Genomic DNA, 22425 nt, shown 5'->3' with positions numbered 1-22425 from the left:
GTGCGACGCGCTCAGAGCGGTACCGCCGGCGGCACCGCGATCTGGATCGTACGGCGCTTGATCGCCGCGGTGTCGCCGACGCGCTTGGCCCATTCTTCTTCGGTCGACATCCACGCCGGCGTGCCCGGTGGCAGGTCCATCATCGGGATGTCCGGCAGATCGTCGTCGGTGAAGGCGTTGCCGTAGAGCGGCGACGCGATGGCGTCGGTGGCCGTCAATACGCCGCGGATGCGGCCGATCGCGGCGTTGTACTTCGCCAGCATCGTCGCGGTGGCCGCAGCGGCCTGCGCATCGCTCGCGCCGCCCGCGGTCGGCGAGGTGGGGTGCGGCAGCGCTTCGAAATGCAACGCAGGCCGACCCACGGCGGCGGGCGAATCCAGCCACGCCTCCCAGGCTTTGCGCGCCAGTCCGCCGAATGCGACCACCGCTTCGATCGGGCTCTTGTCGAGCACGCCGGCGATCCAGAGATTGCGGTAGGCGGCGATCTGCGCGTCGCCGATGTGCGCATTGCCGGCCTGTTGGCCGAACACGCTGTAGATGTAGGTGTTGATGATGACGTATCGCTTGCGGATGCCGACCTTGTGCAGGAAGCCCTGCACGCGCTTGCCGGCATTGCCGACGAGGATGCGGCGCACCACCGCTTCCGACTGCGCCGGATCCTGGCCGATCACCAGCACCCGCGCGGTGCCGTTGAGCCGGCCGCGGTGGAAGATCGGGCCCCACTCGGTGCGAAAGTCGGCGCTCGGATACACGTCCGCGCCGGGATAGTTGCGCGCCAGCGTCTTGAATGGGCTGCCGGTATAGCCGGGGCAGAAGTCGATGGGCATGACGGTTCCTCGTCGTGATCGTCCGATATCTTCCTTCAACGCGGTCGTCGTCCGCGGGCGGTCATGCATGCAAGGTCATGGGTGTTGCGTTCGGTCCGGATCGCCGTTCCGGAACGAAAAAGCCGGCGCATCGCGCGCCGGCTTTCCGGAAGTCGATCCTGCGTTGCTTCACGCCAGATCGAAGCGATCGTTCTCCATCACCTTGGCCCAGGCCGCCGCGAAATCGTGCACGAACTTCGCTTCGGCATCGCTGGCGGCATAGACCTCGGCGAGCGAGCGCAAATGCGAGTTCGAGCCGAACACGAGATCGGCGACGGTGCCGGTCCACTTCAATTCGCCGCTCTTGCGGTCGCGGCCTTCCAGCACGTGCCTGTCGGCGGCGGAGCGCTTCCACGCGGTGTTCATATCGAGCAGATTCACGAAGAAGTCGTTGCTCAATGTGCCCGGGCGTCGGGTGAACACGCCGTGTTTCACGCCGCCGGCGTTCGCGTCGAGGACGCGCAGGCCGCCGATCAACGCGGTCATCTCCGGCGACGTGAGGTTCAGCAACTGCGCCTTGTCGATCAGCAGTTCGGCCTGCACGTCTTCAAGCCCCGCCTTCACGTAGTTGCGGAAGCCGTCGGCCTGCGGTTCGAGCACCGCGAACGATTCGACATCGGTCTGGTCCTGCCGCGCATCGGTGCGGCCCGGCGAGAACCGCACGACGATGTCGTGGCCGGCCTGTTTCGCCGCGGCTTCGACCGCCGCGTTGCCGGCGAGCACGATCAGGTCGGCGAGCGAAATCTTCTTGCCGCCGGACTGCGCGGCGTTGAACGCGGACTGAATCGATTCGAGCGTCGCCAGCACCTTCGCCAGTTCGGCCGGCTGATTGACCGCCCAATCCTTCTGCGGCGCGAGCCTGATGCGCGCGCCGTTGGCGCCGCCGCGCTTGTCGCTGCCGCGGAAGGTGGATGCGGACGCCCAGGCGGTGTTCACCAGTTGCGGAATGGAGAGGCCGGAGGCCAATACCTTCGCCTTCAGTGCCGCGATGTCGTTCGCATCGACCAGCGGATGGTCGACCGTCGGCACCGGGTCCTGCCAGATCAGCACTTCCGACGGCACCAGCTTGCCGAGGTAGCGGGCGCGCGGGCCCATGTCGCGGTGGGTGAGCTTGAACCAGGCGCGGGCGAACGCATCGGCGAAGGCCTGCGGGTCGGCGTGGAAACGCCGCGAGATCTTTTCGTAGGCCGGGTCGAAGCGCAGCGACAGATCGGCCGTGGTCATCATCGGCGGATGCCGCTTCGACGGATCGTGCGCGTCGAGAATCATCTGTTCCGGTTTCGGATCCTTCGGCGTCCACTGATGCGCGCCGGCGGGGCTCTTGGTCAGCACCCATTCGTTGCCGAAGAGCACGTCGAAGTAGCCGTTGTCCCAGGTCGTCGGGTTGGGTTTCCACGCGCCTTCGATGCCGCTGGTGGTGGTGTGGACGCCGCGGCCGCTCTCGAACGCGTTGATCCAGCCGAAGCCCTGGTCCTCCAGCGCGCCGCCTTCCGGTTCCGCGCCGACCAGCTTGGGATCGCCCGCGCCGTGTGCCTTGCCGAAGGTGTGGCCGCCGGCGACGAGGGCGACGGTTTCCTCGTCGTCCATCGCCATGCGGGCGAAGGTTTCGCGCACATCGCGGCCGGAGGCCACCGGGTCGGGGTTGCCGTCCGGGCCTTCGGGGTTCACGTAGATCAGGCCCATCTGCACCGCACCCAGCGGGTTCGCCAGCTGGCGTTCGCCGGAGTAGCGGCTGTTGGCCTTGTCGCTGGTCGCCAGCCATTCGGCTTCGGGGCCCCAATTGATGTCTTTCTCGGGCTCCCAGATATCCGGGCGGCCGCCGGCGAAACCGAAGGTCTTGAAGCCCATCGATTCCAGCGCGACGTTGCCGGCCAGGATCATCAGATCGGCCCAGCTGAGCTTGCGCCCGTATTTCCGCTTGATCGGCCACAGCAGCCGGCGGGCCTTGTCGAGGTTGCCGTTGTCCGGCCAGCTGTTCAGCGGCGCGAAGCGCTGCGAACCGTTGCCGCTGCCGCCGCGACCGTCGGCGATGCGGTAGGTGCCGGCCGAGTGCCAGGCCATGCGGATGAAGAGTCCGCCGTAATGCCCCCAGTCGGCGGGCCACCAGTCCTGCGAATCGGTCATCAGCGCGGTCAGGTCGGCGACCACGGCGTCGAGGTCGAGGGTCTTGAATTCAGCGGCGTAGTCGAAGTCAGCGCCCATCGGATCGGACTTCTCGGAACGCTGGTGCAGGATGTCCAGATTCAGCTGGTTGGGCCACCAGTCGCGGTTCCCACGACCGCCGCCCCCGGCCATGGTGTGGTGCGCGGCGCCATGCGGAAACGGGCATTTGGATTCGGTCGACATGCGAAGCTCCTTGGGGGCGCGACGGCCCGATCGTGGAAAGTGCAGCCAACGTACGCCCGGGGCCGGGCGATGAGAATTCGATTGTTTGGACGCTTTTGATAGTTAAAAACTATCGATTATCCGAGTTCGATCGTATAAATCAGTCGGAACGGGTTTTTGGGGAGCTGGCTTGAGGTGTTTCGTCGGGCTGTGCTGAGGGGGACATTGCCAAAATCGCTTTCAGCCGCCGCATTCGGAGAGGATGCTTTGGGCTGCGGCCACATCGGGATGTCCAAGGCGCGTCAAAATGTCCACGGCCCGTCGGGCGTGGGAGAGGGCTTCGGTGGCTTTTCCTTGACGCACAAGGGCGTGCGCGAGACGGTGGTTATTGCACGCAATCAAGTCCTGGCGGTGGATGGTTTCGGATAAGGATAGTGCTTCTCGCGCGAGAGTCTCGGCAGTCGGCCAGTCTTTGCGATCAAGAGCAAAACTTATTTGATTGCATCTGACATAAGCCTCGCCCTCGATGTAGTCGATCGCGCGGGCCATGTGCCAGGCTTCTTGGTAATGAGCCTCGGCAGAGTCGTAGTCGCCTGAGTAGTACTCTGCGTTGGCGAGATCGTTCAAGACCATGGCCACGTCGATAGTCTCGCTGTTGATGCTGCGCAGCAGGGCAAGTGTCTCCTGGTAAGCGACGATCGCCTCGGGATAATCGCGCATTAGTTGATGCCCGATGCCGCGTAGGCGAATCGTAGAAGCCCTTTCCAGCGCACTAATGCGCGTCGCGTCCAAGTAAGCGGCGGCGCGATTGGCACAGGCGAGCACGTCATCGGCTTGCTGACGCAAAGCGTGAATGAAGCCGGCATGATTGGCTCGCCAGAAGGCGCTGACGTGATCGGTGGCGGCTACAGCCCGAGCTTCGGCTTTCTCGCCGAGGGCGAGCCTTTCATCCCAGTGCCCTTGGAATTCGAGGAATGTCGTGAGCGCATCACATACGGTTTGCAGGCGATGATTGTCGCCTACCAGAAACAGTGACAGAGCAGGGGCGATGCCATGCCAAGCTGCTTCGAGCGTAGGGAAACGGTCGTAGCTTTGATAGCCGTTTTCAATGATCAGCGCATAGGCGCGCTGTTCCAGCCGCTCGCCGGTTTCCGCCACCATTTCCGGTTTTTTCCTGCGCAGGAACTCCGCGACCATGGGCACAAGGGTGAAGGCCGTCAACTCATCGTTCGGCACGGCGAGTGAGCGATTGACGAGGCTGCGCAGGGCACAGTCGGTGTCCGGTTCCGACAGCCCGGCGATGGCGGCGACATGCTCGACCTTCGTTGGCAGGGTGTAGTAGGTCAGCGCGCACAGCGCCTTGGTTTCGCCCTCGCTGAAATCGTCCACCAGATCGCCGAAGATGAATTCCAGCGGGTCGTTGCCCGGCGGGCAGGACCGCAGAAAATCGAGCGCATCGGTAAACGTGAGGCAGTGGCCGCGACCGAGTTGGCCGGCGGTCCAGCGCAGCAACAGCGGTTTGCCGCTAGTCTCGCGATAGAGCACGAGGCGCTCGGCTTCGCTGGTTCTGGCGAGGTGCGGATTGTGGGTGGCGAGTTCGGCGAGGGTGTCGAGTGCAGCCTGTTCGTCGAGTTTTTCGAGGATCAGTTCCTCGGCGCCGGAGCCGATGCGCCCGCGGCTGGTCAGGATGGCCTTGCAGCCGGCCGGGAGTTTTTTGACGAAGGTGAAGAGGATGTCGCGCTCGGGTTTGAGCAGGCTTTCGAGATTGTCGAGGACCAGGAGGGTCCGTGTGCCGCGCAGGGCGTCGAGCAGCAGGCGCGGGCGCTGGTCTTCCGCGACCTTGACGATGTCGTCGCGGCCCAGTTCGCGGGCGAGCTCGCCGAACAGCTCGACCAGACCGCTGATCAGAAAGCCGCTGAGGTCGCGCAGACCATCGTCGTCCAGCTCGCGGCTCTTGAGCGAGATGAAGACGATCTTGTCGAAGACGTCCGGCGGGGCCTCGTAGGCAGCGCGGACCGCGAGCGAGGTCTTGCCCATCCCGCCTGGACCATCGATCAGCGCGCCCCAGGTGCGCGACTCCGGGTCGAGGGCGTCGGCGATCTTCCTCAGTTCGTCCTCGCGGCCGAAGAACGGCTGCAATCGGGGCAGGTTGTGGGGGATGGACGTTCTTGGCGCGGATGCAACAACGACGGCCGGCTTCGTGTAGTGGTCCTTCGGGTGGCCTTCGTTGAGAGCGAGGCGTTCGAGGATCAGGGCGACGAATGCGTCGGGAGTTTTGTGGTCGAGTTCAATGAAGCCGGCAAGACCATGCAGCCCTTTGCCATCCACATGTTCAAAGCGGGAAAGCATGATCTGCCTGCTGCCGCCTTCCTTGATAATCGAGAAGATGGCCCGCCATTCCAGGCCGCACCATTCCTTCTTGTCGTAATCCGCGCAGAAGACCGCAATGATCAGGTCGGACGCGTCTTTGTAGAGCGATGGCAGATCGAAAGCGAGATCTGCATTCGCAAATTCCGCTTCGTGATATTTGTCGTAGAGGATTTTGCCTTGCCCGAATCGCACGGCAAGCAGATCGGCGGCCTGTTTCACGAAGTCGCGCTTTTCCCCCGCGAAGGAAAATGCGATGCGGAAGCGTTTCGTGCTCACGGGAGAATCCATTGCTCCGTTCGATCGTCATGAAACCCCGGGCCGGGGTGTTGAACGGATTCTGTGCGCGTGGGCCGAAAACCGTCAATGCGACGGTTGCGATGGCGGTGCCCGGATGTGCGAGGCCCGGCGGCCGGCGTCTGCGCACCGTCCCAAAGTCCCGGACAGGATGCGTCGGCGCTCCCCGCCCGGCAGGCCGCCGCCAGGTTTCAGCCTATCGCTCCGGTCGACATCGCCGTCCCTGATCAGCTTGGCCTCCGTCAGCCGGTTGCCGAGACGGGATGACGCGGAGGATCTGAACGCTCTGTCCGTCGAGCGCCCGCTTTTCCGTTGGGTTGTCGTGGGGCGCCATGCGGTGCTTCAAGGAGATCCTTCGGCAAGGGCGCCAAAGGGCAGGGGACATAGTCGTACCCATTCACCATCGCGACTGCGGCCAGTCGATCGCGGGCGCCAACCTGGGGGACAGATCGAGATGAGATTTTTCATGACGACCGCGGTGGTTCTGATCGCGACCCTTTTCGCAGGCGGCGCGCTCGCCGGCGACGGAATCCGGGAGCGGGGGGCGCCGGCGCTCGCGACGCCGACGCAACTTTCCGCGAAGCAGCGTGCCGACATCGCTCGCACGCTTGTTCGCCGATGGGCGGCCGATGCGCGCGAGCATGGGGGCGATGTCGACCAGTGGGCGGTAAAACTGGGGCGTTTCATCGGCACGGCCGATGCCGTCAATGTCCTGCGGGCGACCACCATGCCCACTTACAACACGATGATGGGGGTGCTGCAGGGACAACCGGCGGACAGCACAAGCATCCGCAAGGCGCTGTCGCAGGCCGCGACGACCGGCAAGAGCCTCGGCAGCACCATCGCCGACACCACGTATACGCCGTTGCCGAACGGGCGCTGCCGGGTCGCCGATTCGCGCGTGATCGCCTCGCCCATCGCCGCGGCCACGTCGCGCGGCATCGACACCGAAGATCTCGGCAGCTATGCCATCCAGGGCGGCAACGGCACCTTCGCCAACGGCGACGGTTCCACCAACTGCGGCATTCCCAGTTTCGCGACGGCGCTCGCGGTCAGCGTGACCGTGCTCAGTACCGGCAGCGAAGGATTCTTCAAGATCTACGAGAACGGCAAGGCCTACCAGACCGGAAGTACCGTCTATTTCACGGGAACGGTCAGTGCGTCCAACGACGTCGTCGTGACCTCGTGTCAGGCTTGTGCGGTGGAATTGTCGGTGTATTCGAGCGCTACCGCCCATTACGTCATCGACGTGGTCGGCTATTTCATGCCGCCGCAGGCGACACAGTTCGATTGCGTGAATACGAGCGTCGCCAGTTTCACCATCGCGGCGAACAGCACCAATTTCTTCAACAACCCGAATTGCCCGACCGGATACCAGCCGGTCACGCCATATTGCTGGACGGCCTCCAGCGGGGTGTACAGCCAGGGAAGCGGCTACAACGCCAACGTCGCGGGCAACGCGACCTTCTGTGCCTGGAACAACACGACAGCGTCGTCGCAGACGACGTTCGGGGGCAATGTCTGTTGCCGGGTTCCCGGTCGCTGAAACGGGCGCGCTTCGATCGCGTCGAAAACGGAACGGCCGCCGGTTGGCGGCCGTCCGATCACGGGTTCAGGCGCGGGGGCGGGCGGAGCCTGCGACCTGCGTCGATTTCAGGTCGATAGGTTGAGGCTCAACGCCTGTCGCCGAGCAGGCCGCCGCCGAGTTTCAGCATGTCGCTCAGATCGACATCGCCATCGCCGTCCTTGTCGAGCACCGCGCCGAGCAGGCCGCCGGCCAGGCCTCCCTGCTGGCGCACCTGTTGCCGCTCCTGTCCGAGTACGGCGCCCAGGATGTCAGCCGTCGGGTTGCCGCCGCCGAGGCCGGCGGTCTGGCCGCTGCCGCCGTCATTGCCGGAGAACATGCGCTTGGCGAGATAGGCCATCACGATCGGGGCGAGGATCTTCATCAGCTGGCCGGCGCGGTCGCCACCCAGGCCGGTGGCTTCGCCCAGATGCTGTTCGGCGCGGCCCTGCTGGCCGCCGAAGATGTGGCCGAGCATGCCGGCGCCGTCGGTCTGCCGGCTCTGCGCACCGCCGAGCACCGCGCCGAGCAGGTCGCCGATGCCGCCGCTTCCGGCGTGGTCTTTCTGCAGCGCGCCGAACAGCGCTTCCGCGCCCTGCGGCTGGCTGGCGTTCCTGCCCAGCGCGCCCATCAGCAGCGGCAACGCCGCGCCGACGGCGCCGGCCGCCTGGCTCTGGTCGATGCCGAGCTGGCGCGAGATCTGTTGCAGCGGGGCACCCTGGAGTTGGGCGAGGAGGTCGTTGGTCAGTTGGGTCATGGTGGTCTCCGTGAAGACGGGCGGTTTGCGGCCACTGTAGCCCTGGCGACCGCGTCATGCGGGCGCGGAACGGGCTTTTTTCGATCCCACGAGCGCGGGCGCCGTGGCCGGCGTCAGTCGTCCGCGACGATCGCGTCGAACTCGCCCGCCAGCACGCGGTCGAGCCGGCCGGTGCGCCAGCCGCGCACGCCGTCGCGGACCAGCGGCGAGGGCGCGGCGCGATAGCGGCGGCAAACGCGCAGTTCTTCGTCGACGTCCAGACGTTTCGGACGTGCGCGCCCGGCGTGATCGGGCGCGATGCGCACGGATGCGGCGACGCGGCGGGTGCCGCCGTCTTCCGCTTCGTATTCGAGCGCGTGCAAGCCGTGTTCGGCATCGAGCAGGGCGAGCGCGCCGAAGCCGCTCACCGCGAGTCGCGCGCGGCATTCGCCCGCGTTCTGTTCCAACACTTCTACGCGCATGTTGCGACGCTCGGCCCACGCCATGTACATCGCCAGCAACTGCTGCCACCACAGCCGGGTCTGGGCTGGATCGCGCTTGAGATCGCTCTCGCCCGCGCTCAGCCACAGCAGCGCATCCTGCGGCCGATGGTGCGAAACGGCGTCCATCGCATGTTCCAGCAGCCACAGCAATTGCGCGTGGCGGGCGACGAAGCCCGCGTCGGCGCCGTCGCGCGCCAGACGCGCGTCGAGACGCTGCGCGGTGTCGAGCGCGCTCTCGATGCGATCGCGACGCTCGATCCGGTCGAGCACGTCGAAACGTTCGGGGCGCGACCAGAAATCGCGTTCGCCCATCGTCGCGTATTCCGCCGTGCGCGCGTCCGACCAGGCCGGCGAGGCCAGCCGCTCGACGAGCCGCGCGTAGGCGCCGTGCAGGGTCGCGATGGCGGCCGGAGACGCCTCCGGCGCGTACACCAGCGTGCGCAGATCGCCGGCACCGACGGCGGCGAGGGTGGTCGACGCCGGGAGCGACGGATTCGGGTCGATGAATTCCACTTCCAGCCGTTCGCCGGCGCTGCGCACGAACAGGAACTGATCGCCCTGCGGCGTGCGGTGCTCGACGATGCTGCGCGCCAGCGGTGCGAGCAGATGCTGTTCGATCGCGCGGCGCAGCGGACGCGCGCCGAGATCGGGCGTGAAGCCGCGGTCGAGCAGGAATTCGACAGCCGAGGGTTCCCATTCCACCGCCCAGTCACGGTTCCTGAGGCCGCGCCGGCCCATCGCGCGCTGCAGTTCCTTGTGCAGGATGTCGCGCATCAGATTGCGGTCGAGCGGGTTGAACAGCACGATGCGATCGAGGCGATTGAGGAATTCGCGGCGGAAGGTTTCGAACAGCGCCTTCTCGACGCCGCCGCGCGAATAGCCGCCCGCAGACGAGGTGAACCCCGGTCCCGCGCTGCGCGACAGGGTCGATCCCGCGTTGCTGGTGAGGATGATGATGCTGTGGCGGAAGTCGGCGACGTTGCCGTTGCGGTCGCTCAGGCGACCATCGTCGAACACCTGCAGGAACAGGTCCCACACCCGCGGATGCGCCTTCTCGAATTCGTCGAGCAGCACGACCGAGAAGGGCTGTTCGCGGATGCGCGCGACCAGCGAGCGCGCGCTGCCGTCGCGCGAGACTTCGGTCAGCCGCCAGGCCGAGTCGTCGGACTGGAATTCGCTCATGTCCAGCCGCAGCAGGCGTTCGTCGCTGCCGAACAGCAGCTCGCCGAGGGTCTTCGCCAGTTCGGTCTTGCCGGTGCCGGTGGGCCCGGCGAACAGGAACACGCCGATCGGCCGGCCGGTGTCGACCAAGCCGGCCTTGAGCATTGCGATGCGGTCGACGAGGCATTCCACCGCTTCGTCCTGGCCGATGACGCGCTTGCGGAAGAACGCGCGCAGCGCGTCGAGATCGAGACTTTGGCGATCGTCGATCACGTCCAGCGGCAGACCGCTGCGTCGTGAGATCGCCCGCAGCAGCGCGTCCGCGCCCAGCGGCAGCGCATGCGGCTGCGCGCTGGTCTCCGCCTGCAGGGTTTCCTCCAGCAGCCGCAGCGTCCGTCCGGGCTCGTGCTGTTCCGGAAAATACTGCGCTGCCATGCGCTGCGCTTCGTCGAGCGCGCGCGTATCGGCTACCGTCGTACCGAACCGCGCTTCGCGCGCCGTGCGCCAGCGTTCGAGCAGGTCGCGCATGGCCGCCGTCGATGGCGACGACAGGGTCACGGTCTTCACCAGATGGCGCAGCGTCGGCCGTGCGATCAGCAATTGCGCGAGCTGCGCCGGCGACAGTTCGCCGATCATCCGCAATTGGCCGCGTTCCATCGCCGGCAGCAGCAGATCGAGAATGCCGCGCGGGTCCTGGCTGTGGCCGCCCTTGTGCAGCAGATCGTGGAAATCCTGTACCCGCCACAGCGCGCGCTCGCGATCGAGCGTGGCCAGGAGTTCGCGGATCCGTTCTTCGAGTTCGCCGATGTAGCTCTGGCCGGCCAGCACCTCCGCGGCCGAGGCCTCGAACAGCAGCCAGCCTTCGGCATGCAGTCGCGCGAACAGCCGATCCACCAGCACGGTCTTGCCGGTGCCGTGTTCGCCCGCGACCAGCACCGACACCGCCGGCGTCGCGTGCAGCAGCGCATGGACCTTGTCGACCTGCAGGTCGAGTTCGGGATGATCGACGATGGCGGCCGCGCCCGACGCTGCGTCGACCGCCGGCGCCCACAGCCGGCCGATGCCGCCGAGCGTGCGGCGTTCGCGCCGCTGCGCGAGTTCGGCCTTGGCCTGCGCGACGAACGGCTCCAGCACCGGCGTGCGGAACGATTGCAGGCCTTCCGCGAGCTGTTCCAGCTCCCAGTCCTTCAGCGTCTCCAGCGTCATCGCCGCATGGCCGGGCGCATGCGCCTCCGACCAAGACAGGTATTCGCGCAGCCGCTGGCGCAGCGGCGGTTGTTCGTACCACCACTCGCGCAGATGCCGCAGCAGCCCGGGCAGGGCGGAGGCATCGGCCTGCGCCTGCAGATAGTCCAGCATGAATTTGATCTGGAAGCGCCCCGGCGATGAGGTCGCGGCCAGCGCTGCATGGGCGTCGACATCGCCGCGTTCGCGCATTGCGGCGTAGAGCATGCAGCCCAGCGCGTAGCTGTCGTTCTCGAGCAGATCGAGCAGCTCCTTCGGCGCGAACGCCGGGCCCGTCAGCAGCGCCACGCCTTCCCTGAACTGCGGCAGCCGCAGCAGATCCTCGGGACTCTGGATACGGTCGTCGTCGCTCTCGATCTCGCGACGGAGGCGATAGAGTTTGTCGGCCGGGGGTTCTTCCGAGGCGGCCGTGTCCTTCGCCGGCTCGTCGGCCGGTGCTGGCAGTGCGACGACGGCAGAGTCGCCTGCCCTGTCGGTGGACGAATCCGCAGCGTGCCCGCTCGGCTGCGGCCACTGCGGCGACGGTGAACGCCGCAGCCAGACCGCCAGCACGACGCCGAACAAGACACCCGCGATGAAGATTCCGATGGCCACGCGCGATTCTCCGTTGATCGCGCAAGTGTACCGGCGTCGGGTCCCACGGGCTGCGATGGGGGCGAGCTGCCTGATTTCCCGAAAGCAGCGGCCTGAAGGCTGCTCTACCGGGATTATTCCAGCGCCTTCAGGCGATACAGCGCTTCGAGCGCCTGCTTCGGCGTGAGCTCGTCCGGGTCGATGGCCGCAAGCGCGTCGAGGGCGGCAGAAGACGGCGTGAACAGGCCGAACTGCTGCGGGGTGTCGAGGGTCTGCGGCGTCAGCACCGGTGCAGGATCGTCGCGGCGCTGTTCGAGTTCGGCCAAGCGGCCGCGGGCTTCGCGGACCACCGACTTCGGCAGGCCGGCGAGGGCGGCGACCTGCAGCCCGAAGCTGCGATCGGCAGGGCCGTCCTTCACCGCGTGCATGAACACCAGTGCGTCGCCATGCTCGACCGCGTCGAGATGCACGTTGGCGATGCCGCTGCCGGACTGGGCGAGCGTCGTCAGTTCGAAATAATGCGTGGCGAACAGGGTGTAGCAGCGATTGGTCGTCGCCAGATGGCGCGCGCAGGCTTCGGCGAGGGCGAGGCCGTCGTAGGTCGACGTGCCGCGGCCGATCTCGTCCATCAGCACCAGCGACTGCGCGGTGGCGTGATGGAGGATGTAGCTGGTTTCGCTCATTTCGACCATGAAGGTCGATTGCCCGCGGGCGAGGTCGTCGCCGGCGCCGATGCGGGTGAGGATGCGGTCGATCGGCCCGAGCTCCGCCTTCGCCGCCGGCACGAAACTGCCGATGTGCGCGAGCAGTACGATCAGCGCGTTCTGGCGCATGTAGGTCGATTTGCCGCCCATGTTCGGGCCGGTGATCACCAGCATGCGGCGGTCGGCGTGCAGGTCGATGTCGTTCGGCTCGAACGGTTCGTCGCGGACCGCTTCGACGACCGGGTGGCGGCCGCGTTCGATCCGCAGCACCGCATCGGCGACCAGCCGCGGGCGCGACCAGTCGAGTTCGCGCGCGCGTTCGGCGAAACAGGCCAGCACGTCGAGTTCGCTCAGCGCGGCGGCGCAGCGCTTCAGCGGTTCGAGATCGCGGTTCAGTTCGTCCAGCACGCCTTCGTACAGCAGCTTCTCGCGCGCCAGCGCGCGTTCGCGCGCCGACAGCACCTTGTCCTCGAACTGCTTCAGCTCTTCGGTGATGTATCGCTCGGCGCCGGTCAGGGTCTGGCGCCGGGTGTAATGCACCGGCGCCTTGTCGGCCTGGCCTTTGCTGATCTCGATGAAATAGCCGTGGACGCGGTTGTAGCCGACCTTCAGCGTCGGGATGCCGCTGCTTTCGCGTTCGCGGGCTTCGAGGTCGATCAGGAACTGATCGGCATTGGTGCTGAGCTGGCGCAGCTCGTCCAGTTCGGCGTCGTAACCTTCGGCGATCACGCCGCCGTCGCGCGCCAGCACCGGTGGTTGTTGCACGATCGCGCGCGCCATCCACGCAGCCTGGGCACCGTGTTCGCCGAGTTCGGCGGCCAGCGCCTGCAGCCGCGGGGAGTCGATGCCGGCAAGTGCGTTGCGCGCTGTCGGCAGCAGTTGCAGCGCATCGCGCAGGGTCGAGAGGTCGCGCGGGCGCGCGCTGCGCAGGGCGACCCGCGACAGGATGCGTTCGATGTCGCCGAGGCCGCGGAAGGCGTCGCGCACATCGCCATCGGCGCGCGCGTCCAGCAGGCGTTCCACCGCATCGTGACGTTCGCTCACGATGCCGCGGTCGCGCAGCGGACGATGCAGCCAGCGTCGCAGCAGGCGGCCGCCCATCGGCGTCACCGTGCTGTCGAGAATGCCGAGCAGAGTGTGGCGGGTATCGCCGTCGACGCGGGTGTCGAGTTCGAGATGGCGGCGCGTCGCCGCGTTCATCGCGATCGCGCCGTCGCTGGTTTCCACGCGGATCGCGGTGAGATGCGGCAGCCGCTGTTTCTGGGTTTCCTCGACGTAGCCGAGCAGCGCGCCGGCCGCCGCGATCGCCAGCGCCTTGTCTTCGATGCCGAAGCCGGACAGATCGTGCAGATCGAAGAAACGGAGCAGTTGACGGCGACCGCTGTCGGCATCGAACAGCCACGGCGCGCGGCGACGGAGTCCGTGGCGCGTCGACAGCGCTGTCGGCCAGCCTTCCTCGTCCGGCATCAGCAGTTCCGCGGGATCGAGGCGCGCGAGCTCGGCCTCGAGCATGTCGTCGCTGGCGACCTCGTTGACCAGGAAACGGCCGCCGGCGAGGTCGGCCCACGCGAGCCCATAGCCGGCCTTGCCGCGCGCCACCGCCATCAACAGGGTGTCGCGGCGATCCTGCAGCAGAGCTTCGTCGGTGACGGTGCCGGGCGTCACGATGCGCACGACCTTGCGTTCGACCAGGCCCTTGGCCAGCGCCGGATCGCCGATCTGTTCGCAGATCGCGACCGACTCGCCCAGCGCGACCAGACGGGCGAGGTAGCCCTCGTAGGCGTGCACGGGTACGCCGGCCATCGGAATGGGTTGGCCGGCGGAATTGCCGCGCTGCGTCAACGTGATGTCCAGCAGCCGCGCGGCCTTGCGCGCATCGTCGTAGAACAGCTCGTAGAAATCGCCCATGCGGAAGAACAGCAGCACGTCGGGGTGCTCCGCCTTCGCGGCGAAGAACTGGCGCATGAGCGGTGTGTGCTGGTCGCTGGGGGCGCGGGAGGGCGATGCGGAATCGGACACGGCGGGGGCATTCGAGGGGGCGCGCCGGGTGCCGTGCAGCACACCCGGAAAGGGCGGCAAAGACTAGCATGCCGGCCCCTCCCGGGCGGTTCCGGTCATGCGCACAGTCGATGAATCCTGTGCTACCGTCGCGACGCGGTTGTCATTCGCATCCAGACGAGGGGTCGGACCCATGCCACGCGGTCTTCCTCCAGGGTCTACGGCCTACGGATGCGGCGACGCGACATGACGCCAGGATGCGTACCGCCGATGATCGAACAACGACCACGTAACGATACGAAAACACAAAAACATATGGCGAGGAGGGGGGTAATGAAAGATCGTGCACTGCAACATTCGACCTTGGCCCGTGCGCTGGTGATCGCGCTGGTGGGCCTGGTCCAGGCACCGCTGGTGCTGGCCCAGGACAGCGGCAGCGGCGAGGAAGAAGCCGGAACGCTCGACAAGATCATCGTCACCGCGCAAAAACGCGAAGAAGCCCTGCAGGACGTTCCCGTGGTGGTCACCGCATTGTCGGAAGCCATGCTCGAAGACAACGGCGTCCGCGACATCAAGGATCTGCAGCAACTGGTGCCGGGCCTCACCGTCACCAGCACCCAGAGCGAGTCGCTGACCACGGCGCGCATCCGCGGCATCGGTACGGTCGGCGACAACGCCGGTCTCGAGTCGTCGGTCGGCGTGGTGATCGACGGCGTCTACCGCCCGCGCAACGGCGTGGGCTTCGGCGATCTCGGCGAACTCGAACGCATCGAAGTACTGAAGGGCCCGCAGGGAACGCTGTTCGGCAAGAACACGTCGGCCGGCGTGATCAACGTGGTCACCAAGCGGCCGAGCTACCAGCAGAGCGCGGAAGCCGAGTTCACCGTCGGCAACTATGGTGCGATCGGCGTCGCCGGCTCCTACAGCGATTCGTTCAACGACATGGCGGCGTTCCGCCTGTATGCCGCGAAGCGCAAGCGCAACGGCTATCTCGACGTGAGCACCGGCAGCGGTCCGCGCGTCGATACCGAAGACCAGGACCAGAATTTCCACACCTTCCGCGGCCAGTTGCTGTTCGAACCCACGGATACGCTCGATATCCTGCTGACCGGCGACTTCACCAACCGCGACGAGAACTGCTGCGCCAGCACCACGATCATCCGCGGCCCGACCGCGGCGATCCTCGACGCGCTGTCCGTGGATACCGGCGTGGCGCCCGTGGCCGATCCCTTCGCCCGCCGGGCGTGGGCGAACCGCAGCTCCGCGCAGTACATGAAGGACAAGGGCGTCAGCGGCCAGGTCGACTGGGAAACGCCGTGGCTCAACGGCGCCACCTTCACCTCGGTGACCGCACGCCGCGAATGGCAGTCCACCAACGGCATCGATTTCGACTACAGCACGGCCGACCTGCTGTACCGCAATCCGCAGGAATCGGACAACTTCACCCGGTTCAACACCTTCAGCCAGGAGTTCCGCCTGACCGGCAGCACCGACAAGCTGGACTGGCTGGTCGGCGCGTTCTACGCCGACGAGAACCTGCGCCGCAACGAGGCGTATCGGGTCGGCAGCGCGTACGAACCGTATCTGTCGATCGCGCTGTTGTCGCGGATCAATCCGCTGCTGGCCACGAGCCCCACCGCGGCCCTGTTCCTGTCCCAGGCGTCGGGCCGTCCCTTCGGCACCGTGTTCGCCGGCCACGCCGCCGCCGACCGCTACGAGCAGGACTCCAAGAGTCTCGGCCTGTTCACCAACAACACCTGGCATGTCACCGACGCGCTCGACCTGACCCTCGGCCTGCGTTACACCCGCGAGAAGAAGGATCTGGCGTCGCGTTACAGCAACCCGAACGGCGGCCTCGGCTGCGGCGCGATGCTGGCCAATCCGGCCCAGGTGGTCGCGGCGCTGGTCGCACGCGGCCTGACCGTCGCCCAGGCTTCGGCCGCGGCGCCGTCGGTGGTCGGGTTCGCCTGTCTGCCGTGGACCAACATCCAGCACAACGGCCGCAGTACCGACCAGAGCCGCGAAGAGAAGGAATGGTCCGGCACGTTCAAGGCCGCGTACCGTTTCAACGAACACGCGATGGCCTATTTCTCGGCCGCGCGCGGCTACAAGGCCGGTGGTTTCAACCTCGATCGCGTGCAGTCGAACAACGGTCTGTCCAGTGGCACCGCAGGCATCGTGCCGGTGAACGACACCTCGTTCGACGGCGAGTTCGTTGACAGCTTCGAACTGGGCACCAAGACCACCTGGCTCGGCGGCAACCTGCTGCTCAACGCCACGTTGTTCCATCAGGAATACTCGGACTTCCAGCTCAACAGCTTCCTCGGCACCAGCTTCGTGGTCCGTTCGATCCCGAAGGTGACCTCGCAGGGTCTCGATGCCGAACTGCTGTGGCAGACCGGCGGCTGGATGGTGCAGAGCGGCCTGACCTACGCCGACACCAAGTACGGCGACGATCCGTTGCCGGATGCCGATCTGGTGCTGCTGCCCGGCAGCCGCGCCAGCTTCGCGCCGAAGTGGTCGGTGACCGGCTCGGTCGGCTACGAATGGGATCTGGGCAGCAATCTCGAAGCCAGCGCCCATCTCGGCGGCAAGTACATGTCGGACTACAACACCGGCTCCGATCTCGACCCGCAGAAGGAACAGGACGCCTACTCGGTGTTCAACGCGCGGTTCGTGATCGGGCGTCGCGACGGTCGCTGGGATGTCGAGCTGTGGTCGCAGAACCTCACCGATGCCGACTACTACCAGGTCGCCTTCGACGCGCCGCTGCAGACCGGCACCTGGAACGCCTTCCTCGGCGCTCCGCGCACCTACGGCGTGACGTTCCGCGTGAAGTACTGAGTTTCCGTTCCGCCGCGTCATCCGGACGGCCCGCTTCGGCGGGCCGTTCTTTTTCGCGGGCGTTGTGCATTGCGGATTGCGGCCGGCCGCCGGCAGGCGCATGCTCGGCCCCGGGGAAACACGCCATCATCGATGCATCGCCGGAGCCGGTCCGTACCGTCGCATCCGGTCCGCAGGAATCCGGACTTCGGCGGCCGCCACATGCGCGCCGCACGACGTTCGAGGGGAACGGAATTCCCGCCCGCCGGGATTCCGCAGACATGGGTCATACGCCAAGGAGAATGTTCGATGTCCACGCCGTCGTTCACGCAGTCGTCCGTCGTCCGCAACACCCGCATGCGTCACGCGCCGCATGCGCTCGCCGCCACGATCGCCATCGCGCTCGCACTGTCCGGCTGCGGCCAGAAGCCGGAAGCGGCCGCGCCCAAGCCCGAAGTCGCCGCCGCGACGCCGGTGACGCCACCGTCGGTCTGCCAGGCCAGCAGCAGCTGGATCACCAGTCCCAATCCGCCATCCGAAATCGCCAGCGCGGAAACCTTCTGCGACTTCTACCAGTTCTCGTGGCAGTGGTTCCTGGCGCAGGTGTCGCCGTCGACGACCGCGCCCGGCGAGCGCGTCTTCGAAAGCAATCGTCTGCGCGACCCGAGCGGCGGCAGCGGCCAGTGCGGCAAGCCGAAGGTCAGCGGGCGCGCGAACGCGATCAAACTGTTGAGCATTCGCGACGTCAAACCGGTCGACTTCGAGGAAGAGCAGGCCGACACCAGCGCCCTCTACGATCAGAACGGCAACGTGCTGTATTACTCGGTCTGGTATTCGGATGCGGAATGCACCTCCACCGGCGCCAGTTTCGCCGAAGGCACGATGGAACTGAAGGTCGCCTGGAAAATCCTGCCGAAGGCCGATCCGACCTATTTCATGATGGATGCCGAAGTGCCCATGGCCAGCGGCAACGACGAACTGGCGCCGACGAAGGTGATCCTGGGCCTGGTCGGTTTCCACATCGTGAACTGGACGAAGAATCATCCGGAAATGATCTGGGCCTCGTTCGAACACAAGACCAATGCGCCGCTGTGCGACGGCTCCAGCCCGATGCCGGCCTCCGGCTGGGCGCTGGCCAGCAACGAAGCCGCGCAATGCCTCACCGCGAATCCCAATCCGAATCCCGGCCCGCCGAACGCCGCCTGCGCCGCGTTCAATTTCAACACGCCGACGGTGCAGGGCAATCCGCCGCCGCCGCCCACCGGCACGCCGAACAACATCTGCCGGCAGTATCCCAACGGCAATGCGCCCGGCGACATGACCGGCCCCAACGACAACAAGGCGAATCTCGCGGCGATCAGGGAACTCAACGCGCAACTGGTCGGTGCCGACGGCCTGCTGACCAAGCTCGGCGACGACGATCCGATGGCGATCTGGAAGAACTACGAGATGATCGGCGCGCTGTGGACCAAGAACGGCCAGGACAGCGGCGTCCAGACCAACCAGCGCGGCTCGCTTTATCTCGCCAACATGACGATGGAAAGCTTCTTCGAATCGAACACGCAGAACTGCTTCACCTGCCACAACTTCAGCACCACCGACCAGCCGGACGTCAGCCACATCTGCGGCGACCTGTTCACCGTCGACAAGGCAGGCAATTGCCAGTTGCCGCCGCCGGCCGCGGCGGCCCCCGCCAAGCCGTAAGCCATCTGCCGTTCCGCGTTTCGACGACGGCCCGCCACGTGCGGGCCGTCGTGTCTTCGCCTGCGTGCGTTGGCCACGCTTGACGCTATCATCCCTGCGAACGGTCGCCGCCGCGTTCTGGACCCCTGCATGACTCTCCATACCGATGCCGAACTGCGCGAACACGCCGAGACTCTGGGCGTACGTTTCCGCAATGCCCGGCACACGCTGGTCACCGCCGAAAGCTGCACCGGCGGCTGGATCGCCAAGACCGTCACCGACATCGCCGGCTCGTCCGACTGGTTCGACTGCGGCATGGTCGCCTACAGCTACGAAGCCAAGCAGGCGATGCTCGGCGTCCGCCCGGAAACCCTCGAACATCAGGGCGCGGTCAGCCGCGAGACCGTGATCGAGATGGTCTCCGGCGCGCTGGTGCATTCCGGCGCCAGCATCGCGGTCGCAGTGACCGGCATCGCCGGCCCCGGCGGCGGCTCGCCGGACAAGCCCGTCGGCACCGTCTGGATCGGCTGGAAACGCCGCGGCGGCTACGCCCATGCCCAACTGTTCCATTTCGACGGCGACCGCGATGCCGTGCGCCGGCAGACCGTCGGTGCGGCCCTGCGCGGGCTGGAGACGCTGATCGGCACACCCTGAGCGAGCGCTTTGCACGGTAGTGTCTCAGTTTGAAATCCCCGGTCCTTGAGCAGTCAGCCGCCCCGGGGGACAATCGGGGCATGACGACCCCGAAGCGCCCGAGAGACGCGAACCAGCTGGCTAAGCTGGTTTTGGACATTGCGACCGGCGAAGAGCCGGAGGCGATGCCTGAGGAGGCTGAGCCGAAGTTGGAGGCGGCGGTGGCCCGGGGCCGGAAGGGCGGGAAGGCCCGGGCGAAGGCGTTGACTGAGGAAGAGCGGGCCGAGATTGCCCGGAAGGCCGCTGAGGCGCGCTGGGGTAAGAAGGGCTGACCAGCCGCTTGCTTTCGCCCCGAGGCTTTGCCACTGTCCCCTGAGACTACGGACAGTTGGGGAAGCGCATGGTCAGGTGGCTACGGGAGTGGTGGGATGGCAAGGATGTCCGTGTCGATCCGGATGCAGAGGACACAACGGGCGGGATGGGCAACATCCACGAGTACCGAAACGAGAAGCACTGGACCTCAGTGCGAGCCCATCAATTCGCCGAATGGCACGCGAGGAACTGGTCCCCACTGTGGACCCTCGCCATCGCGGCCCTTAGCCTTCTTGTGTCATTGGCCGGCTTCCTCGTCTCAGTCGCCGGGCTGCTTATCTCCTACGTTGCCCTGTCCAGAACCGGAGGCTAGACCGGCCTTGTAGCCGGCTTGGCGCCCCGTCTGGTACGCCAAGTCAGCCGTCGCAAGAAGAACCGCCACGAAGGAAAGCAGCACCCCGAGCAGGGCAAGAAGGAAGGCGATGATTGCGAGGGTCACGGGTCGGTCCGGCTTGGGATGGTCCTAAGCTACCCAGCCCCCTCAGCCGCCCGCCGTCCCGGTTTCCGAACCGCCCCGTTCAGGCCCGGGATTCAAACTGAGACACTACCCTTTGCACGGGATCGTTGACGGGGTTGGTTGTTAGTAGTAATACTACTAACCATGGACCTGACCGATACCCAGCAAGCCATCCTCGCCCTCATCTCCGAGCGCATCGCCGCCGACGGCGTGCCCCCCTCGCAGACCGAGATCGCCCATGCCATGGGCTTCAAGGGCGTCCGTGCCGCCCAGTACCACCTCGAAGCCCTGGAGCAGGCCGGCGTCATCCGCCGGGTGCCGGGGCAGGCGAGGGGCATCCGCTTGGTCCACGAGGCCGCGAACGACGCCTTCGACGCCCCGCCGGCCCCGATTCTCCCCGACAATGCCCTGCAACTGCCGGTGCTGGGTCGTGTGGCCGCCGGCCTGCCCATCGGCGCCGACCTGCGCTCCGACGATTACGTCCTGCTCGATCGCGCACTGTTCTCGCCCGCGCCGAATTACCTGCTGAAGGTGCAGGGCGATTCGATGGTCGACGAGGGTATCTTCGAAGGCGATCTCATCGGCGTCTACCGCACCAGCGAAGCGCGCTCCGGCCAGATCGTGGTCGCGCGCATCGACGACGAAATCACGGTCAAGCTGCTGAAGATCGGCAAGGACCGCATCCGCCTGATGCCGCGCAACCCCAGCTACGCCCCGATCGATGTGCTGCCCGACCAGGACTTCAGCATCGAAGGGTTGTATTGCGGTCTTGTGCGCCCGAGTCGTTGAGCAGCACGGGGTCGAAGCGCGTGATGCGGGAAATCCCTACACGTCGCCGCGCGCTCTCCCGATGCTTCGCCGATACGGCCGCAATTAGATTTCAGGGCGTCGCAGGTTTTGCGACGGGTGCCCCCTAACCTGCGCCCACTCCAAGCATTCACCCAATCACTGACGAGGATTCCACGATGGACGAGAACAAGAAGCGCGCCCTTTCCGCCGCACTGAGCCAGATCGACAAACAGTTCGGCAAGGGTTCGGTCATGCGCATGGGCGACCGCCCGGTCGAAGCGGTCGAAGTCATCGGCACCGGCTCGCTGATGCTCGACATCGCGCTGGGCATCGGCGGCCTGCCCAAGGGGCGCGTCGTCGAAATCTACGGCCCGGAATCCTCGGGCAAGACCACTCTCACCCTGCAGACCATCGCCGAATGCCAGAAGGCCGGCGGCACCGCCGCGTTCATCGACGCCGAGCACGCGCTCGACCCGATCTACGCGCAGAAGCTCGGCGTCAACATCGACGAACTGCTGCTGTCGCAGCCCGATACCGGCGAACAGGCGCTGGAAATCGCCGACATGCTCGTGCGTTCCAACGCCGTCGACATCGTGGTCATCGACTCGGTCGCCGCGCTCACGCCGAAGGCCGAAATCGAAGGCGAGATGGGCGACCAGCTCCCCGGCCTGCAGGCCCGCCTGATGAGCCAGGCGCTGCGCAAGCTGACCGGCAACATCAAGCGCAGCAACTGCATGGTCGTCTTCATCAACCAGCTGCGCATGAAGATCGGCGTGATGATGCCGGGCCAGAGCCCGGAAGTGACCACCGGCGGCAACGCGCTGAAGTTCTATGCCTCGATCCGCCTCGACATCCGCCGCATCGGCAGCATCAAGAAGGGCGAGGAAATCATCGGCAACCAGACCAAGATCAAGGTCGTCAAGAACAAGCTCGCCCCGCCGTTCAAACAGATCGTCACCGAAATCCTCTATGGCGAAGGCATCAGCCGCGAGGGCGAGCTGATCGACATGGGCGTCGAAGCCAAGCTGGTCGAGAAGTCGGGCGCCTGGTACAGCTGCGATGGCGAACGCATCGGGCAGGGCAAGGAGAACGCCCGTCAGTACCTCAAGGAGAATCCGGCCATCGCCACCAAGCTCGAAACCGCGCTGCGCTCGCAGTTCGTCGCCGCCGACGCGCCCCGCGACGCCGGCAACGACGACGATCAGGACGATTGATCGGTTCGGGCCGCCCGTTCACGGGGAACGGGTGGCGTGCTGTTCCCTGCGGCGGGTCGCATTCGCGACCCGCCGCTTCCGGAGCGGTGCGCATCGGAGAACACCCCGGATTTCA

At 66.3% G+C, this 22425-nt stretch carries 14 protein-coding genes; 7 read left to right on the top strand and 7 right to left on the bottom strand.

Annotated elements, in window-relative coordinates; all coding sequences use genetic code 11:
* Positions 1-11 precede the first annotated feature (11 nt).
* From ABD974_RS00915 to ABD974_RS00905, 3 genes are all read right to left on the bottom strand, one after another.
* Entirely contained in the window at positions 12-827 is an 816-nt protein-coding gene (locus ABD974_RS00915; RefSeq protein ID WP_345301387.1) for a uracil-DNA glycosylase family protein, read from the bottom strand.
* A gap of 168 nt (positions 828-995) precedes the next feature.
* Positions 996-3212, bottom strand: a complete 2217-nt coding sequence (katG, locus tag ABD974_RS00910; RefSeq protein WP_345301386.1) for a catalase/peroxidase HPI — start codon at positions 3210-3212, stop codon at positions 996-998.
* 219 nt (positions 3213-3431) lie between these two features.
* A complete protein-coding gene (locus ABD974_RS00905) occupies positions 3432-5837 on the bottom strand; it encodes a tetratricopeptide repeat protein (RefSeq protein WP_345301385.1) in 2406 nt (801 codons plus the stop codon).
* Between the two features lie 484 nt (positions 5838-6321).
* Between ABD974_RS00905 and ABD974_RS00900 the strand changes: the two genes are divergently transcribed.
* A complete protein-coding gene (locus tag ABD974_RS00900) occupies positions 6322-7401 on the top strand; it encodes a hypothetical protein (protein ID WP_345301384.1) in 1080 nt (359 codons plus the stop codon).
* 127 nt (positions 7402-7528) lie between these two features.
* Here the strand turns inward: ABD974_RS00900 and ABD974_RS00895 are convergent, their stop codons facing one another.
* The 3 genes from ABD974_RS00895 to mutS form a co-directional block, all read right to left on the bottom strand.
* Positions 7529-8176: a DUF937 domain-containing protein gene (locus ABD974_RS00895; protein ID WP_345301383.1), complete on the bottom strand. Its 648-nt coding sequence runs from the start codon at positions 8174-8176 to the stop codon at positions 7529-7531.
* 113 nt (positions 8177-8289) lie between these two features.
* Positions 8290-11658 (bottom strand): AAA family ATPase, encoded by a 3369-nt coding sequence (locus ABD974_RS00890; RefSeq protein ID WP_345301382.1) that lies wholly within the window; start codon positions 11656-11658, stop codon positions 8290-8292.
* A 113-nt stretch (positions 11659-11771) separates the two neighbouring features.
* Positions 11772-14306 carry a DNA mismatch repair protein MutS gene (gene mutS / locus ABD974_RS00885; protein WP_345301381.1) on the bottom strand — a complete coding sequence of 845 codons (2535 nt, stop codon included), beginning with the start codon at positions 14304-14306 and terminating at the stop codon, positions 11772-11774.
* 366 nt (positions 14307-14672) lie between these two features.
* On the opposite strand from mutS, the gene ABD974_RS00880 reads away from it, so the two are divergent.
* From ABD974_RS00880 to ABD974_RS00865, 4 genes are all read left to right on the top strand, one after another.
* Complete coding sequence (locus ABD974_RS00880; protein WP_345301380.1) at positions 14673-17183, top strand: TonB-dependent receptor; 2511 nt, start codon at positions 14673-14675, stop codon at positions 17181-17183.
* Positions 17184-17471: 288 nt separating this feature from the next.
* Positions 17472-18866 (top strand): hypothetical protein, encoded by a 1395-nt coding sequence (locus ABD974_RS00875; protein WP_345301379.1) that lies wholly within the window; start codon positions 17472-17474, stop codon positions 18864-18866.
* Between the two features lie 129 nt (positions 18867-18995).
* Positions 18996-19499, top strand: coding sequence for a CinA family protein (locus ABD974_RS00870; RefSeq protein ID WP_345301378.1), 504 nt, complete (start codon positions 18996-18998; stop codon positions 19497-19499).
* Positions 19500-19579: 80 nt separating this feature from the next.
* The gene (locus ABD974_RS00865; RefSeq protein WP_345301377.1) at positions 19580-19810 is read left to right on the top strand and encodes a hypothetical protein; all 231 of its coding nucleotides are present in this window, start codon (positions 19580-19582) and stop codon (positions 19808-19810) included.
* 299 nt (positions 19811-20109) lie between these two features.
* Here ABD974_RS00865 and ABD974_RS00860 read toward each other — a convergent pair whose 3' ends face one another.
* Positions 20110-20289: a hypothetical protein gene (locus ABD974_RS00860; protein WP_345301376.1), complete on the bottom strand. Its 180-nt coding sequence runs from the start codon at positions 20287-20289 to the stop codon at positions 20110-20112.
* Between the two features lie 162 nt (positions 20290-20451).
* Between ABD974_RS00860 and lexA the strand changes: the two genes are divergently transcribed.
* Together lexA and recA are read left to right on the top strand one after the other, a co-directional pair.
* A complete protein-coding gene (gene lexA, locus ABD974_RS00855) occupies positions 20452-21096 on the top strand; it encodes a transcriptional repressor LexA (protein WP_345301375.1) in 645 nt (214 codons plus the stop codon).
* Between the two features lie 176 nt (positions 21097-21272).
* On the top strand, positions 21273-22310 hold the full coding sequence (gene recA, locus ABD974_RS00850; RefSeq protein ID WP_345301374.1) for a recombinase RecA: 1038 nt from the start codon (positions 21273-21275) through the stop codon (positions 22308-22310).
* Positions 22311-22425: the final 115 nt, after the last annotated feature.

It is taken from the genome of Lysobacter hankyongensis (genome assembly GCF_039543145.1).
Taxonomy (GTDB): domain Bacteria; phylum Pseudomonadota; class Gammaproteobacteria; order Xanthomonadales; family Xanthomonadaceae; genus Lysobacter_I; species Lysobacter_I hankyongensis.
The sequence above is the reverse complement of the archived record's forward strand: the minus strand, read 5'-3'. Positions and strand labels throughout refer to the sequence as shown.